This is a genomic window from Candidatus Dorea massiliensis AP6 (genome assembly GCF_964245105.1).
In the GTDB taxonomy this organism is placed as follows: Bacteria; Bacillota; Clostridia; order Lachnospirales; family Lachnospiraceae; genus Laedolimicola; species Laedolimicola intestinihominis.
The window spans coordinates 1-15,210 of record NZ_CAXTKW010000008.1; the positions used below are offsets into that span (position 1 = coordinate 1).

14 protein-coding genes are annotated in these 15,210 nt (G+C 51.3%); 1 reads left to right on the plus strand and 13 read right to left on the minus strand.

Annotated features, from left to right (window positions below; genetic code table 11):
- Nucleotides 1–309: 309 nt before the first annotated feature.
- From ACESZP_RS09295 to ACESZP_RS09310, 4 genes are all read right to left on the minus strand, one after another.
- Complete coding sequence (locus ACESZP_RS09295) at nucleotides 310–1,113, minus strand: sirohydrochlorin cobaltochelatase (RefSeq protein ID WP_499708847.1); 804 nt, start codon at nucleotides 1,111–1,113, stop codon at nucleotides 310–312.
- Between the two features lie 33 nt (nucleotides 1,114–1,146).
- Complete coding sequence (locus ACESZP_RS09300; protein WP_499708848.1) at nucleotides 1,147–1,794, minus strand: DUF3786 domain-containing protein; 648 nt, start codon at nucleotides 1,792–1,794, stop codon at nucleotides 1,147–1,149.
- A gap of 37 nt (nucleotides 1,795–1,831) precedes the next feature.
- On the minus strand, nucleotides 1,832–3,763 hold the full coding sequence (gene acsV, locus ACESZP_RS09305) for a corrinoid activation/regeneration protein AcsV (RefSeq protein WP_499708849.1): 1,932 nt from the start codon (nucleotides 3,761–3,763) through the stop codon (nucleotides 1,832–1,834).
- A 144-nt stretch (nucleotides 3,764–3,907) separates the two neighbouring features.
- Nucleotides 3,908–4,966 carry a PTS sugar transporter subunit IIC gene (locus ACESZP_RS09310; RefSeq protein ID WP_499708850.1) on the minus strand — a complete coding sequence of 353 codons (1,059 nt, stop codon included), beginning with the start codon at nucleotides 4,964–4,966 and terminating at the stop codon, nucleotides 3,908–3,910.
- Between the two features lie 282 nt (nucleotides 4,967–5,248).
- Here ACESZP_RS09310 and ACESZP_RS09315 point away from each other — a divergent pair, with 282 nt between their 5' ends.
- Nucleotides 5,249–5,692: a hypothetical protein gene (locus ACESZP_RS09315; protein ID WP_499708851.1), complete on the plus strand. Its 444-nt coding sequence runs from the start codon at nucleotides 5,249–5,251 to the stop codon at nucleotides 5,690–5,692.
- 84 nt (nucleotides 5,693–5,776) lie between these two features.
- Here the strand turns inward: ACESZP_RS09315 and ACESZP_RS09320 are convergent, their stop codons facing one another.
- The 9 genes from ACESZP_RS09320 to acsC all read right to left on the minus strand — a co-directional run bounded on the left by ACESZP_RS09320 (nucleotide 5,777) and on the right by acsC (nucleotide 15,208).
- Entirely contained in the window at nucleotides 5,777–6,547 is a 771-nt protein-coding gene (locus tag ACESZP_RS09320) for a Cof-type HAD-IIB family hydrolase (protein WP_499708852.1), read from the minus strand.
- 15 nt (nucleotides 6,548–6,562) lie between these two features.
- Nucleotides 6,563–7,147 (minus strand): hypothetical protein, encoded by a 585-nt coding sequence (locus ACESZP_RS09325; RefSeq protein ID WP_499708853.1) that lies wholly within the window; start codon nucleotides 7,145–7,147, stop codon nucleotides 6,563–6,565.
- Between the two features lie 179 nt (nucleotides 7,148–7,326).
- Nucleotides 7,327–9,462: an acetyl-CoA decarbonylase/synthase complex subunit alpha/beta gene (acsB, locus tag ACESZP_RS09330; RefSeq protein ID WP_499708854.1), complete on the minus strand. Its 2,136-nt coding sequence runs from the start codon at nucleotides 9,460–9,462 to the stop codon at nucleotides 7,327–7,329.
- 245 nt (nucleotides 9,463–9,707) lie between these two features.
- The gene (locus ACESZP_RS09335; RefSeq protein ID WP_158361991.1) at nucleotides 9,708–10,442 is read right to left on the minus strand and encodes an amino acid ABC transporter ATP-binding protein; all 735 of its coding nucleotides are present in this window, start codon (nucleotides 10,440–10,442) and stop codon (nucleotides 9,708–9,710) included.
- Nucleotides 10,432–11,100: an amino acid ABC transporter permease gene (locus ACESZP_RS09340; RefSeq protein WP_158361990.1), complete on the minus strand. Its 669-nt coding sequence runs from the start codon at nucleotides 11,098–11,100 to the stop codon at nucleotides 10,432–10,434. Before ACESZP_RS09340 ends, ACESZP_RS09335 begins: the two co-directional genes overlap by 11 nt.
- A gap of 151 nt (nucleotides 11,101–11,251) precedes the next feature.
- Nucleotides 11,252–12,076, minus strand: coding sequence for a transporter substrate-binding domain-containing protein (locus ACESZP_RS09345; RefSeq protein WP_499708855.1), 825 nt, complete (start codon nucleotides 12,074–12,076; stop codon nucleotides 11,252–11,254).
- A gap of 160 nt (nucleotides 12,077–12,236) precedes the next feature.
- A complete protein-coding gene (locus ACESZP_RS09350; protein WP_158361988.1) occupies nucleotides 12,237–12,827 on the minus strand; it encodes a cytidylate kinase-like family protein in 591 nt (196 codons plus the stop codon).
- A gap of 210 nt (nucleotides 12,828–13,037) precedes the next feature.
- Nucleotides 13,038–13,826 carry a carbon monoxide dehydrogenase/acetyl-CoA synthase methytransferase subunit gene (acsE, locus tag ACESZP_RS09355; RefSeq protein ID WP_158361987.1) on the minus strand — a complete coding sequence of 263 codons (789 nt, stop codon included), beginning with the start codon at nucleotides 13,824–13,826 and terminating at the stop codon, nucleotides 13,038–13,040.
- A 29-nt stretch (nucleotides 13,827–13,855) separates the two neighbouring features.
- Entirely contained in the window at nucleotides 13,856–15,208 is a 1,353-nt protein-coding gene (acsC, locus tag ACESZP_RS09360) for an acetyl-CoA decarbonylase/synthase complex subunit gamma (RefSeq protein ID WP_499708856.1), read from the minus strand.
- Nucleotides 15,209–15,210: the final 2 nt, after the last annotated feature.

Consider the following 15,210-nt stretch of genomic DNA (forward strand, 5'->3'; position numbering starts at 1 on the left):
TTCAATCCTAACACAGGATCCCGGTGCTTTCTTTCTTTTTTCTATTAACTTTTCCTACAAAAACTTTACCCTACGTTTTGTGACAATGCGATAAAATACGCTTCGCGAATTTTACTCGCATAAGCGACATATTACCACTCAGCCACAGTGTGATAATATTTTTTGGAATAAGGAATTCTACCGAAATTTTCTATTCCACAAAAAAATACCGTATCAACAGAACTTGCTGTCGATACGGCATCTCCGTTTTACCCTATTTATTTTATATCGGGCGGTGTTGCTGCCCGTCTACCCGCGAAACGCAAATGATTACGCCTGCTCTTCCAGACTCTTTTTCGCCGCCTCTGTATGCGCCACATAGATTTTTCGCACACTGGGATACTCGCCAAGTCCCTTCAGCACGCAGGATACCTGATACCCTTCCGCCTCAAACTGACTCTTCCAGGAATCCTCGTCTTCGCCGGACATGTCGTTGTTTGCATGATCTCCGGCAACCACCATAAAAGGTGCCAGAATGACCTTTTTCAGCGCTAGCGCACGAAGCTGCTTTTTCAGGGATTCCATGGACGGATAAGCCTCCACAGTTCCGAGAAAGGTTCGGGTATATCCCAAATCCTTAAAGGTATAATCCAAGGCCGCGTAAACGGTATTGGCGTAATGGGTAGTTCCATGTCCCATAAATACCAGCGCCTCGTCCTCTGCAAGCGCCGGAAATTCTGACATCACCGCCTGCAGTACCGCCACATTGTCTTCCGTAGTGGTCAGCAGCGGATCGCCGAACGCGATTTTTTCAAAGGCTTCCTTTCGTGCCAGCACATCCTCCTTCATCAGATCATTTTCAATGCCATTAATGATATGGGTGGGCTGCACAATCAGTTCCTGTACGCCGTCGGAAATCATCTGTTCCACAGCCTCCGCCACCGTAGGAATCACAATACCATCCCGCTTTTTCAGCTTCGTGATGATCATCTTGCTGGTCCATGCCCGATACAGGGTGTACTCCGGGTAGGCTGCCGCCAGATCTGTCTCAATGCGATCGATGGTCTTTTCCCGGGTCTCATGAAAGCTGGTACCGAAGCTCACGGCCAGGATTGCTTTTTTCTTATTTTCCATTTATTTCCAATATCCTTTATTCCAGTTATCCGCCTATTTCCCGGCCAGAATCTTCAGCGTGTTGATGGAGATATCTCCCACCACCGCCAGATCCTCCGCCTGGTAAGCGTAGGGGAAATTATCCTCGAAAAGGATCTGGGACGCGGGCGGGAACTCGTCGTCGCCTGTCCAGAGAATAAAGCGCACATGCAGGCCGTTGATATACTCGAACTCGTAAGAAGCGTCGCCCAGGGTCAATCTCTTCGCACCAAGCTTCTCCATAGCTTCGCAAAACTTGTCCAGCTTGAAGCCAAAGGCGAACTTAAGACGGGTCAGGCATCTTCCCTCGAACTGCCGGAAATACACTTCGCCCCAGGGCACTTCCCGATAGGTCAGATATTTGCCGCTGCTTTTGACCATCTGACCGGAAATCAGGAACCGGAGCACGCTAATCTTCGCCGCCACAGTATCCAGCAAAAGGAACGCGCCTTCTTCCTCCTCATGTTCCTTATGCACCGCGAATTCCGGATAGTCCACCAGATAATGATAGCCCATCAGGCGCACATGAAACTGCTGCTTCTCCTCGTCGTATTCGATGCCGCAGCGCTCGGCTGCCTCCTTTGGGTTGATTTTCTGATATTCGTTCAGATAATACTCAAAGGGAATTCTCTCTTTATTGTCCTTTTCGTAAGGAAATTCCATGGTTTTTCAGTCTCTCTTTCTCGCAATATTTCCGTTTTTATACCTGACTCATCACCGTCGGGAACAGGCTGCTGTCCGTATGGGGCAGGAAACAGCAGGCCACGAATTCATCCATATAGCCCGGTTCTGTGGAAAGCTCCAGGTAGGTCATATTCTGGGCCAGCTCATAGACCTTCTTCTCTGCCTTGGTGGAAAGCAGCATAGCGTACGCGCCGCACAGAGAAGAGTTGCCTATGTAGTGATAGTACTCAATCGGAATATCCGGAAACATACCGATATTCACTGCGTTCTGCATGTTGATACCGCTTCCGATGCCGCCTGCTACATAGACCTCCTCGATCATGCTGATGTCAAAGTCCAGACTCTTCAGCATGGTACGGATCGCTGAAAAAATCGCACCCTTGGCACGGATGAAGTTATCGATATCCACTTCCGTGATCTCCACGTCCTTGCTGCCCGCAGCCTCCTCCTCGAAGGCCAGGACATAGCTGCCCATACCGTAATGATCATGCTTCACGCGCTTGCCTTCCCGGACAAATTTGCCCTTGGGGCTGATGATGCCGCAGCGGAACAGCTCCGCAATCACGTCGATGATACCGGAACCGCAGAGGCCGATGGGCTTCTGTCCCGGATCGCCGATAATATCAAAAGTAGGCTCCATGGTCTCCTTATCGATCTTACACGCCTCAATCGCGCCGTCCGTCGCACGCATACCGCAGCTGATATCGCCGCCCTCGAAGGCCGGTCCTGCGGAACATGCGCAGCTCATCATGAAGTCGGAGTTACCGAATACCAGCTCGCCGTTGGTTCCCAGGTCGATGAACAGGGAGAAATGGGGCTGGTTCCACAGCATACTGACCAGAGCGCCGGCGGTGATATCGCCGCCAACATAGCTGCCGATATTCGGCGCGATGATCACATGGGCGTCCGGATGCACGTTCAGGCGGATGTCCGACGCATAGATGGAATTGGTCTTATAAAAGGCCGGAATATAGGGCTCCATACGCAGCGGATCTGCGTTGATACCCACCAGCAGATGATTCATGGTGGAGTTGCCGCCCACGGACAGCCGGTAAATCTGGCGGGAGCTTAAGCCTGCCGCCCGGCTCATCTGCTGAATCATCGGATTCAGGGTCTCGTCGATGATCGCGTCCTGCAGCTTCTTGTGTCCGCCCGGCTTCTGGGACTCGATGATACGGTTAATAACGTCTGCACCGTACCGGATCTGCCCGTTACCGGAGGACGCCTTGGCCAGAATCCTGCCGGTCAGCATATCAACCATAACTGCGGATACGGTAGTCGTACCGATATCGATAGCCAGTCCAGCCGCTACGACATTGGCTGATTTTTCGAACACATCATATACGAACACGTGCTCCTTATTCTGGGCAATGACACACTGCACCTCGAAATCACTGGCCCGCAGCACATCCGGAAGCTCCATCAGAGTCGAGAACGGAAGCTCAATCTTCTCGATGCCGGTCGCTGCCTGCAATGCTCTTGTGAGCCGCTCATTGTCCGGCATGGTATCATCCAGGGTCGGTACGTCCATCTTCAGATCAATGATACGGATGTTATTACCCAGAGTCAGATCGGCCTCTGCCAGATGCTCCATGCAGTCGTCAAAAATCTTGATCTCCTGGGGAGAGCTTAAGTCTGCCACCTTCATGCGGCTGCGATACGCAGACGCGATATCCGGCACCATGACCTGCACATCGCCGGCTACCGTACTGCAACAGGCCAGACGCCAACCCTCCGCCCACTCTTCCTCATTGATATGGCGGGTCTTCTTGGAATCCAGCTCGCCTCCCAGCAGCTTCACGCGACACTTTCCGCAGGAGCCATTGCCGGAGCAGGGCGCGTCGATGACCACGTTGGACTTCCGCGCCGTCTCCAGCAGATTCTCTCCTGCCATAGTTGAAACCGTCACTTTCTCGCCGTTTTCAAACTGGAATACTACATTTGCCATTTATATCTTCCTCCTGACTTCTTCCCTCTCTTGAACAAAAAAATCCCTTTGATAAGAGTATAACATACTCCTCCCGCTTAGTCCAATGTAACTTGACGGATTTTCCCGGGTTCTGTCAGAAGACTGATTTTTCCTATACGGCTCCTAGTTGAGTTTCAGATCGCCATCCTTAATCCAGCCCATCTTTCGCTCGATTTCACAGAAAATGGTGCTTAAAACAGCCGGAAGCACGAAACAGATGAGAATCAGACCCACCCAGTCAAAGCCGGTGATAGCTGCCCGGGTACCTGCCTCAATCTCGCTCATCCAGCCGGTATACACGCCAATCTGACCTACCAGGCCGCAGGTTCCCATACCACTGGATACGGGTGTGCCGTTCATGGTCATATGGAAGACGCAGGTGGCAATGGGGCCGGTGATGGCGCTGGCCAGGGTCGGCGCAATCCAGATGCGGGGATTCTTCACGATATTGCCCATCTGCAGCATGCTGGTGCCGATGCCCTGGCTCACCAGGCCGCCCACGCCATTTTCCTTATAGCTCATGACCGCGAAGCCCACCATCTGGGCGCAGCAGCCCGCTACCGCAGCGCCGCCTGCAAGTCCTGTAAGACCCAGAGCTGCGCAGATAGCCGCACTGGAAATCGGCAGGGTCAGAGCCATACCGACTAATACGGATACGATGATACCCATCAGCAGCGGCTGAAGCTCTGTCGCCCACATGATCAGCTGACCTACACTTGAAGCCGCCGCGCCGATGCCCGGCGCAATCAGCTCTGCCAGACCGACACCCACGAAAATGGTGACGCCCGGCGTTACCAGAATATCGATTTTTGTTTCTTTGCTGACCAGCTTTCCGCATTCCGCCGCGATGACAGTGATGACAAGGACGGCCAAGGGGCCGCCTGCGCCGCCCAGCACATTGGCTGCGTTGCCGACTGCCACTAAGCTAAAGAGTGCCAGGGGCGGACACTGGAGAGCCCAACCGATGCTGACTGCCATGGCGGGTCCGGCTACCGCGCTGGCGTAACCGCCCAGTTCGGTCAGATATTCGATTCCCAGCTGCTTGCCCAGAGTGCTCACGATGGTGCCAATCAGGAGGCTGGCAAACAGTCCCTGCGCCATGGCTCCCAGTGCGTCTACCAGATAGCGTTTCACGCTGATTTCCACATTTTTCTTTTTCAGAAAAGCTTTTACATTTTCCATTTTCTTACTCCTCTTTTCCTGTTAGTAACCATTCTGCTTAATAAAGCCTTTATATCATACCATACAGGTGACAAGACAGCAAGTATCTAAAACTATTTTGTTTGTTCTTTCTTTTTGTCTGCTTCCATCGAATTATGTGGAAATATGTGTATTTATCAGAATTCTTCAAGAAATCTTCAGAATTTATAACGATATTCTAAATACTTTATCATAATTTTGTAATATTTTTTTGTTAAAATACTACATATGAAAGAGAACACACATCGTAAATGAGGTGAGCCTATGAAAAAATTTTCCCTTTGTATTCTGGCCGGACTGCTGGCCCTGGTTCTTTTCCTGAACCCCATTTCCGTAAAAGCTGAAAATCCGGCAGAGGAAAACGCTCCGGCTGTCTCCTTGACCTATACTTCTCTGGAAGAATCGGAAAAATGGATTCTCGATGAGGTTCTTTCAGATTATGTATCTGAGCATGTGGTAGATATGGAAGAAGCTTCCGTTCCCTGTACCATCGGCGAACTGATTGACCGGGGCACTTCCTCCTATCTTTTCTACCAGGATGAGCAGACAGACGGAACCGTTTATACGGCAGCCGGATATGCTCTGACCCAAGATGGAAGCTACGTATACTTTGAGCTTACTTCCGCTTCCCCATTGGATACCGCGACGGTTGATTTTGAGATTGCAAAAAATTTTGGAAACAACGGCGATACGAATTCGCTCTCTTAAAAATGAATGTTCCATAAGTATCCTTCTTAGAGTTATAAAAATTGCTCCGACTGCCACACCTGGCAGCCGGAGCATTCTCTTTTTCTAAATCAACTTGAAGTGCTGGAGCGCATGAGTGATCCCGCCCTCTCCTACGCCGTCCGTCACATAATCCGCGATCTCCTTTACCTCCGGATCCGCATTTCCCATGGCCACGCCGATTCCGGCAAACTGAAGCATCTCCATATCGTTTTCCCCGTCGCCGAAGGCAATGATTTCTTCCCGATCGATGCCATAATAACGAAGCACCCGCTCCATACCCTTGGCCTTACTGTTGCCCGCGGCGATGATATCCACACCGTAGGGATTCCAGCGGGTCATGCGGCAGTGGGGCATATCTGCAAGCACCCGATTTACATCCGCCTCATCGGCAAATACATTGACCAGATAGACCGGATTGCCATCGAAGCGGCCTGTCTTTGGCAGTTCCGAGGAGATGTCCGCCTGGGTCTTCCGCACCCGGTCGTTGATGAAATTGATATAGATCTGCTTCTGCTCCACGAAGGCCACCGGCAGCTCCATTTCATCAAACCAGCGCAGAGCGCCCTGCATATCCTCCTCAGGAATGGCACATGCGTCTATCAGCTGTTCTTCTTTGTCCAGACAGATCTGACCGTTCAGAAGCACATGCCCATCAAAGGAAAGCTCTGTCACGCCCAGCTCCTGAAGCTCCAGCAGATGCCGTCCGGTGCTGGTGAAAATTTTCACGCCGCTTCTCCGTAACTCTGCCAGAGCCTCCTTCGTGTCTGATGGAATCTGACCGATGCTGTGATCCATCAGTGTTCCGTCAATATCAAAAAATGCTGCTTTTATCATCTCTGTAAGCCTCTCTTATTCTGCGTCCAGAAGCACCACGCGGACTACCTCCTTCTGTTCATTCTGCCAGATAAGACACCGACTTCCTTTCTGGATGTCCTCAGCCCGAACTACATTCCGGGTACGGAAGGGCTTTATCTCTGCCGTGTCCGGAATCACATAACTCTCTCCATCTTCAGCAACCACTTTCAGGCAGCCGTCTTTCGCAACCGGCTTCCGGGCAATGACTGCGTAATAGGGTGCAGCTTCCTTCTCCGAAACATTCGCGAACACTACCTCCGGCGTACACTGAGGCGGTAAAGACAGGGTCATGGCCGGTCCCAGATAGGCCACAAAACCTCCCTTTTCCACGTCAGAAAGTTCCAGTGGCAGACCGCTTTCCCCATCTACCAGAACCGTATTCTCCGGATCAATCGTTAGAATCATCTCTCCCTGAGAAGACATGTCAGACTGATTATCTACTATGATATCTTCTTCCGAAATTTCTTCAACTTCTCCATAAATACGGGCTGCTGTATCCTCTGCCTTACTGCCGCAGGCGGTCGCTGCCGTCAGCGCCAGGGCCAGTCCCAGTACCGGTATCACTCTTTTTAATTTCATATTCGTCCTCCTGAATCTTTTTCCCTAACCTGTCTCTCCCTACAGGTTAGCCCCATTGTATCAGATGGATACCGAAAAAGGAAGCTTTCTTAAGAACAATTAAGAATCCAAAAATAGGGTCTGGCTTTCTGCAGCCAAACCCCATTTTCTGATTCTATCGTTTTATCAAAAATCCTGTGTTACATAATCGGATCCAGACCCAGTACCGGATGGTTCTTCTCCTGCAGGAACGCCATCAGAGTTTCCTCATCGGTTGCTACGGTCTCGTCTGCGATCATATCGGTAAAGTTATCAATACCGTATTTCTCCTTCGCAGACTTATTCAGTCTCTCGGCTACGTCGTCCTTCAGCTCCTTCGGCATCCATACGATACGCTCAAAGCCGCCCTCAGCGCTCATGAACTTCTTGGAGGCGATAAAGTGACGTCCATGACCCATGAAGCCCGGCGTCTGAACTCCGCCGCCTGTCATACTTGCCAGCTCGCCGAAGGTCATGCCAAGAGGCGTCATGCCTGCGTACTCACGGTTGGCAATGATAACGCCATTGGAGAAGGGCTCGATACCGCAGATACACTCGAAGCAGCCGCAGGAGGTCATCGGGTCTTCCATAATGGAGTACAGGGTTACTTTCTCAAGAGCTCCCTGGGTTGCCTCAGCTACCATACGGTTTACGTCCGGGTAAATTCCCTTTACTTCGTCCTCACAGCCTTCCTTGGAAATCGGCTGGCAGGGTCCGGTAGGATTCAACTCCTTGGTTGCCTTAGCGTCCAGCCAGGAAACGGCTCCGCAAAGTCCCAGACGCTCCGGAGTTACCACGCAACAGTGTGACGGCGCGAAGGACTGGCACAGGGTACAGGTGTAGAACTGGTCTACGCTCTCATCGGTCAGGGTCTCCAGACGCTCGTCACGCTTCTCATAGGTCGGCATAGCGACGGTATCCAGAAGCTCCTGAACCTTATCGGTATCGGTTACGATGGTAACCTGACATTTATCTACGACGATATCAAACTCGTCCATGATCATATTGTAAAGCACCTCTGCGAAATGGGTCAGGCGAAGTCCTGCCTCATAAGCAGCCTTGCTTACACGGACACGGATCTGATTTCTCTGGCCGGTGTGCATCACACCTTCCATATAGTTGTACCATGCATGAATCTTACGCTCGATAACCGGCTCGAAGTCAGGCTGCATCTTTGCTCCCGCTACCTGTACATAAGTAGCCAGTGCGAAGGTCTGACCCTGCTCCAGCTCGTCCAGATCCTTGCCGACAATGGTAATCTTGTGATCCTCAATCTCATCTGCATTGCAGGTCTCTACGATCTCACAGGTGGGTGCCTTATGGGAACTGAACTCTACCTGCATATCGCCTCTACGGATAATCTCACCCTCAAAGGCAGACGCGAAAGCAACCGGAATCGGAAGCTCGGTTACTTTAATCTTAATGTTACGCAGCTCCAGGGACTTCTTCACGGTCAGGCTGTGATCCAGAACAGACTCCAGCGCGCCCGGAACCTGATTCTCGCCCAGATCCACGTCTACGACTACCGGGAAGCCCAGCGCGATAGCACCTGCGCCTGCGGATACAACCACCTCATTCAGAGCGCCGAATGTATTCACGAATGCAGGTACTCTTTCCTTGGTGTATTTTAACAGTCCCGGCAGATCGCCCGGTGTTACATTACCGAAGATCAGAGCCGCTCGGATCGCTACGGTTACGACATGGATGACTGCGGTCACATCATGTCCCAGCGGAACTACACGGAAATCCAGGCCAATCTTTACGCCGCCCTCGGCACACTGCTCGATGACGTCGCCAATCAGGAAGGTCATGATACCCTTGCTCTGGTAATCTTTTACAACTGTCACTACATCTTCTGCATTGTCAGCCTTGCCCAGTACAACTGCTACGCCGGGAATATCTCCGGTTACAAGGGGTACGCCCAGAGAACGGATAACCGGGTCCGGTACGAAGCCGATACCGCTGTCCTCTGCATACGGGTCGGCATTATCCACATACTTCAGGGCCTCGATGATCTCTGCTCCCACTGCGGTAGCCAGACCTGCGTTCAGTGCCTCTCCCAGGTCTTCCTTGTTGCTGATCAGGCTTTTCAGTACGCCTACACAAGCCGGCAGATCGCCAAGCTTTGTCACCTTTACGCCGGTAGCGGCGTAGATGGTCGGCAGGAAGTACGCCGTATCCGGCATTGCAACCTTCTTGTCCTCACCGTACTTTGCAATCGCGTCATTGACCGCGCCTTCTGTCAGTCCCGCAACTGCGTTTGAGCCTCCGTAGATTAAATCTGTTAATACGCTCATTTCTTATGTCCCTCCTTGGGTTATGTAACTGTTTCCTTTGGAAATCAGCCTTTAATGATTAAATTTTAGCACTCCTGTATAAGGAAGTCAATAACCCCGGGGGAGGGTTTATGAAATTATACCAACTCGGTATTTTGGCATATTCATACCAAAACACTTCGCGGGATAGTGCCTGTGAACAGTAACAAGTAAAGAAACCGAAGATGGCTTCTGGATTTTTTTCCAGAAGCCATCTCTGTCATTTTTTATAATACTTTACTCAGGAAATCAATGGTTCTGGGCTCCTTCGGATTCGCCAATACCTCCTCCGGGGTTCCCTGCTCTACGATATAGCCGCCTTCCATGAAGACTACCCGGTCTGCCACCTCGCGGGCAAAACCGATCTCATGGGTTACGACTACCATGGTCATACCCTCCCGGGCCAGCTCCTTCATAACCGCCAGAACCTCTCCTACCATCTCCGGGTCAAGGGCAGAGGTAGGCTCGTCGAAGAGCATGATATCCGGCTTCATAGCCAAAGCGCGGGCAATAGCCACACGCTGCTTCTGTCCGCCGGAGAGCTGGCTTGGGAATGCCTCCGCCTTATCTGCCAGGCCGACACGGGTCAGAAGCTCCATGGCTTTTTTCCGGGCCTCGTCCTTGGTCATAACCTTCAGATGGACCGGAGCCAGCGTCATATTGTCCATCACATTCAGATGGTTGAACAGATTAAAATGCTGGAACACCATACCGATGTTCTGACGTACCTTATTGATATCCGTGTGCTTGTCCGTCACGTCATAGCCGTCTATCAGAATCTGGCCTGCCGTCGCCGTCTCCAGCTGGTTCAGGCAGCGCAGGAAGGTGGATTTACCACTTCCGGAGGGTCCCAGTAGGACCACAACCTCGCCTTCAGTGATATCCATACTGATATCCTTCAGAACCTCCAGCTTTCCAAAGTTCTTTTTCAGGTTCGTTACATGAATCTTATTATCTGCCACGGTTTACCCTCCTCTCGATTCTCTTTGCCAGCTTACTTAAGGTAATGATGACAATCATATACATCACGCCGACGATGGCCCAGGACTGCAGCGGTTTTAAGGTATTACCGGAAATGGTTTTACCAATCAGCGTCAGCTCCGGGAACGCGATAACGGAAAGAATCGACGTATCCTTCAGGGTAATGATAAACTGGTTAATGATAGACGGAATCATGGTGCGTACCGCCTGGGGTACTACGACCAGCGCCATGGAGGAACCATAGGAAAGTCCCAGACTCCGGGAAGCCTCCATCTGTCCCCGATCCACGCTCTCGATACCGGCGCGGATAATCTCCGCCATGTAAGCGCCGCAGTTTAGGGAAAGGGCGATGGTACCTGCCTGAAGCGCGCTCAGACGGAAGCCCTTCATTCCCATGCCCTGCATACCGGCCGGAATACCGAAGAATACAAAATAAGCCAGTACGATAAGCGGAACGCCTCGAATCGCGTCCACATAAACGGTACCGATCAGATTCAGTACCCGGTTGTGTCCCACGTTCATCAGACCGAAAATCATACCAATGATCGTCGCGATGACCAGGGTCAACAGGGTCATCAGCAAAGTCTGTCCCATGCCCTTTAAAAGCATGATTCCATACACTCGAAGAATTGCTGCCATATATCTTTTCTCCTCACTTGTTTACTCCCGCTGTCCGCGGGGCTTCTCTGCCGCGGAATACTTCCTGTATTGTGGAAACCTCCGTATCCGGGAGCTTCCACAGTACAGGAAGCAGCTGCATCGCTACGCAGCTGCTCCGCACCTTTTATCCCTATTCGCCAAGATACTTGTTCAGAATCTCCTCGTAGGTTCCGTTGTCCTTAATCTCCTGCAGTCCCTTGTTGAACATATCCAGAAGCTCCTGATTATCCTCGTTCATGATAGCAAAGCCATAGGGAGCCACTTCACTTGCGGTACTCTCAACGATGGTCAGATCCAGTCCGCCGGTCTTGATGTTGTCCGCCATAATCGGCTTATCCTCTACACAAGCGTCTGCCTGGCCCAGTACCACTGCCTGATACATGGTCGGTGAATCCTCGTAGGTATCAATCTTAAAGCCGTACTCGTCCTTCAGGCTCTCTGCGTAATTCGCGCCTGCTGTAGCGTTCTTTACCGCGATGGTCTTGCCCTTCAGATCGTCCAGACTCTCGATACCGCTGTCTGTCTTTGCAGCGAATACCTGATAAGAATCATAATAGGAATCAGAGAAAATCCATCCGTTTGCCTTACGCTCATCTGTGATGCTTGCGCCTGCCAGCAGCGCGTCTGCCTGGCCTGCCTGAACTGCGGTAACTGCTGCGTCCCAGCCAAGGCTCTGAATCTCAATATTGAATCCCTGATTTGCTGCCACTGCCTTAATGATATCCACGTCAATTCCTACGAACTCACCATTCTCATCGGTGTACTCAAAGGGACGGAATACGGTATCCATTGCGATAACCCATGTTTTGTCAGATCCGGTGCTCTCAGCAGCGTCTGCGCTTTCGGTTGTCTCTGCAGGCGCTGTGTCAGCAGCCTTGTCAGAACTGGAGGAACCGCATGCAGCGAGACCCAGAGTCATGCTTGCAGCCAAAGCCAATACAAGTAACTTTTTCATAATGTATACACTCCTTTTCCCCGACTTATCTGTCGGCTATATTTAACATAAGGGCGATGTATTTTGCTATACACCGCCCTTGATGCCACTTCATAAGTATAATTTTTTCTTTTATTGTTGTCAAGCAAAAAAGTTTTTGTCTTCCCGAAATTCTGTTTTTTTAAATAAGCTTTGCTGCATCCAGAACCATCTCTACCGCCTTGTCAATCCCCAGTTTCTCTGTATTGATGGTTAAATCGTAGTTCCGGGCATCCCCATAGATCTGCTTCGTATAATACTCGCAGTTCTTCTTACGGGAGCGATCCGCGTCGCGGATATCCTTCTCCACCTGGGAAAGCGGTACCCCCGGCATCTTGCCCGCCATACGTTTTACCCGCCACTGGAAGCTGGCATGGGCGAATACATGGAGACAATGATCGAATTCCCTTAAGATATACTCGCTGTTCCGGCCTACAATCACACAGTTCTCATGATTTGCCATTTCGCGGATGGCGTCCCGCTGAGCCTGCCACAGCTCCTCATCCAGAGGCTTATTATAGAAGTCAAAGAGACTCTGGGCAAAGCCAAAGCTTTTCGGCACTCTCTCATCCCATTTCCGCACCAGTTCCGGATCCAGCTTCGAGTTGGCCAGGGCTGTTCTCAGAATGATATCCTTATCGTAAAACTCAATCCCCAGCTCCTTCGCCACTCTCCGGCCGATTTCACCGCCGCCTGCACCGAATTCACGGGCTATGGTAATAACCTTTTTCATGAAAAATTCCTCCATTTCCAGCCGCCGGTTTCGCCGACAGATTCTATTTAGATTATAACGGACATTGACGGTCAGGGCAACCCTTTTCTCACATATGCACACTCAGCCCCAAGCCTTCCGAAACCCAGATGGAGCCCTGTAACCAAAAGGAGCATCCCCGGTTTCCCGGAGATGCTCCTTTTTAAGCTCTTATTCGACTTCGAATCCGAATTAAACCTCAAGATAAGAATCTGCGTACAGATTGTTGTTCTTGATGATATCGCAGGACTTGATGGTCTCCATCAGTCTCAGGTCGTTCGGGTTAACGATAGCGGAGGTCAGACCGTTCATCATAGCCATAGCTACCATAGCGGAGTCCATGATCGGACGGATGTGCTTCGGCATACCGTTGGAGTTGTTGGACAGACCACCTGTGGACTTCATGCCCATGTCGGAGATCATCTTGATAAACTCCAGAACCTGCATCTGCTTGTCCTGCATTCCCTTGATAACCAGGAATAACGGGTCAAACCACATATCCTCAGCAACGTCCATACCATGCTCCATGCCTCTCTCCATCAGAGTCTGCATGTACATCATACGCTCGTCGTTGTCCTTAGCGATTCCCTCGCCGTTGCACAGAGCGATAACGATAGCGTCGTTAGCTGCTGCCAGGTCAACGTACTCCAGTCTTCCAGAAGCGTCAGCGGAGTTAACGATGGGCTTACCCTTTGCACGGTTGTATACAGAGATACCAGCCTCGATAGCTGCTACGTTGGAAGTATCCAGTGCCAGCGGAACGTTGTCGAAGTTGCCCTGAAGCAGCTCAACGGCCCACTTCATCAGCTCCGGTCCGTCATTCTCAGCCGGTCCGATATTAACGTCCAGGTATGTAGCGCCTGCGTCCAGCTGCTGCTTTGCTCTCTTCAGGATCGGCTCCGGATCTCTCTCGGAAAATGCCTTATTTACAGCCGGTGCTGTGGTGGAAAGTCTCTCACCGATGGTAACAAATTTTGCCATAGTTTTGTTCTCCTTTTATTATAAAATAATTAGATCTCGCCGTTAGCCTGCAGATCCTTCAGGAACTTCACAAGCTGTACTGCCTCGTTGGGGGCTACGATAACTTCCCAGCCCGGCAGCTTCGCCTCGATATCGCCCTTCAGAACTGCTACCTTTCCGGGGATGATCAGCTTTCTGCACTTAACCTTCGGCTCTACGTTCTCCTGGATGAACTTGGATACAGAGGTAGAAGAAAGCTTACCAGCTGCCCAAGCAGTCAGTACGGAAAGTCCGCCTGCGTCGTTGATGATCAGGTTGCAGGGAACGCCGGAACGCTCCAGCTCGCCGGATACTACGAAGTAGGTCAGAGCGAAGTCTACAGTGGTCAGACATACGGAATTCTCATCGCCGCCGTTCAGCGGGTAGATGCCCGGCTCAACCTTCATGGGCTTCTGCGGGTCGGTAAATACATTCTGGCGCAGACCATACAGCGGCAGAGCCTGTGCATAGTCCATGCCTTCCATAACGATGATGGAACCGTATTTTACAGTAAACAGTGAAACAAGAGCTGCCTGCATGGTCGGATCTCCGGCAGCCAGTGCTCCTACGTTAACGATGGAGGGATAACCGAAGGTTCTGTTCTGATCCTTCAGAGCCGCGCGACGAATCTGTACGGTGGTAGCAAACGCGTCCTTAACAGAAGCAGTACCTACATTCAGTACCAGGTTCTTATTGCCCAGTTTCTCAAGAGCTGCTGTGGTATCATAGAGCTCGTTGATGTCTGCGCCGCGAACGCCCAGAACAACGCCTGCCTCCGTAGCGACAGCGCTCATAGCCTCGTAGTTGGAAGCGTCTGCGCCATCCAGAACCGGCTTTGCGTCCTTGCATACTGCCAGAGCTGCCTTAGCTGCCTCAACATCGGTACAGTCAAGTACCAGCGTCTTGCCGCAGTCAGCTGCCTTCTTAACCAGCTCCACATAAGCATCAACGCCCTTATCTGCACAGTAGGACAGATACAGCATCTCAACGTGCATACGCTCGCCGATACGGTCATAATCAACCTTCTTAGCTGCCTCAAGCTTCGCGTCGATATCCTCGTCCGCGCTGCAGATGGATACTGCGTATCTCGGCTTGCTTACAAAGGTCTTCTCATGACGGCAGAGAACGGTCTCGCCGCCCAGTGTGTACTCAGCCTCGCCGGTACCAACCTTGATGGTCTTCATGGGCGGAGCAGTTGCCTCTGACAGAGTAGCCAGCGCTTCTTCGGACATATGCGGACACTTGCTGAGTTCTACAGCGCCCTGAGCAACCTTCATAGCAAATGCCATACAGGTCGGGCTTCCGCACTCCTTACAGTTTGTCTTCGGTGTTAATTTAAAAATATCCAAGCCTTTTAATGCCATGG

Coding starts and splice junctions, on each gene's coding strand:
- ACESZP_RS09295 (WP_499708847.1), bottom strand. CDS start 1,113: ATGGAAAATAAGAAAAAAGCAATCCTGGCCGTGAGCTTCGGTACCAGC.
- ACESZP_RS09300 (WP_499708848.1), bottom strand. CDS start 1,794: ATGGAATTTCCTTACGAAAAGGACAATAAAGAGAGAATTCCCTTTGAG.
- acsV (WP_499708849.1), bottom strand. CDS start 3,763: ATGGCAAATGTAGTATTCCAGTTTGAAAACGGCGAGAAAGTGACGGTT.
- ACESZP_RS09310 (WP_499708850.1), bottom strand. CDS start 4,966: ATGGAAAATGTAAAAGCTTTTCTGAAAAAGAAAAATGTGGAAATCAGC.
- ACESZP_RS09315 (WP_499708851.1), top strand. CDS start 5,249: ATGAAAAAATTTTCCCTTTGTATTCTGGCCGGACTGCTGGCCCTGGTT.
- ACESZP_RS09320 (WP_499708852.1), bottom strand. CDS start 6,547: ATGATAAAAGCAGCATTTTTTGATATTGACGGAACACTGATGGATCAC.
- ACESZP_RS09325 (WP_499708853.1), bottom strand. CDS start 7,147: ATGAAATTAAAAAGAGTGATACCGGTACTGGGACTGGCCCTGGCGCTG.
- acsB (WP_499708854.1), bottom strand. CDS start 9,462: ATGAGCGTATTAACAGATTTAATCTACGGAGGCTCAAACGCAGTTGCG.
- ACESZP_RS09340 (WP_158361990.1), bottom strand. CDS start 11,100: ATGGCAGCAATTCTTCGAGTGTATGGAATCATGCTTTTAAAGGGCATG.
- ACESZP_RS09345 (WP_499708855.1), bottom strand. CDS start 12,076: ATGAAAAAGTTACTTGTATTGGCTTTGGCTGCAAGCATGACTCTGGGT.
- ACESZP_RS09350 (WP_158361988.1), bottom strand. CDS start 12,827: ATGAAAAAGGTTATTACCATAGCCCGTGAATTCGGTGCAGGCGGCGGT.
- acsE (WP_158361987.1), bottom strand. CDS start 13,826: ATGGCAAAATTTGTTACCATCGGTGAGAGACTTTCCACCACAGCACCG.
- acsC (WP_499708856.1), bottom strand. CDS start 15,208: ATGGCATTAAAAGGCTTGGATATTTTTAAATTAACACCGAAGACAAAC.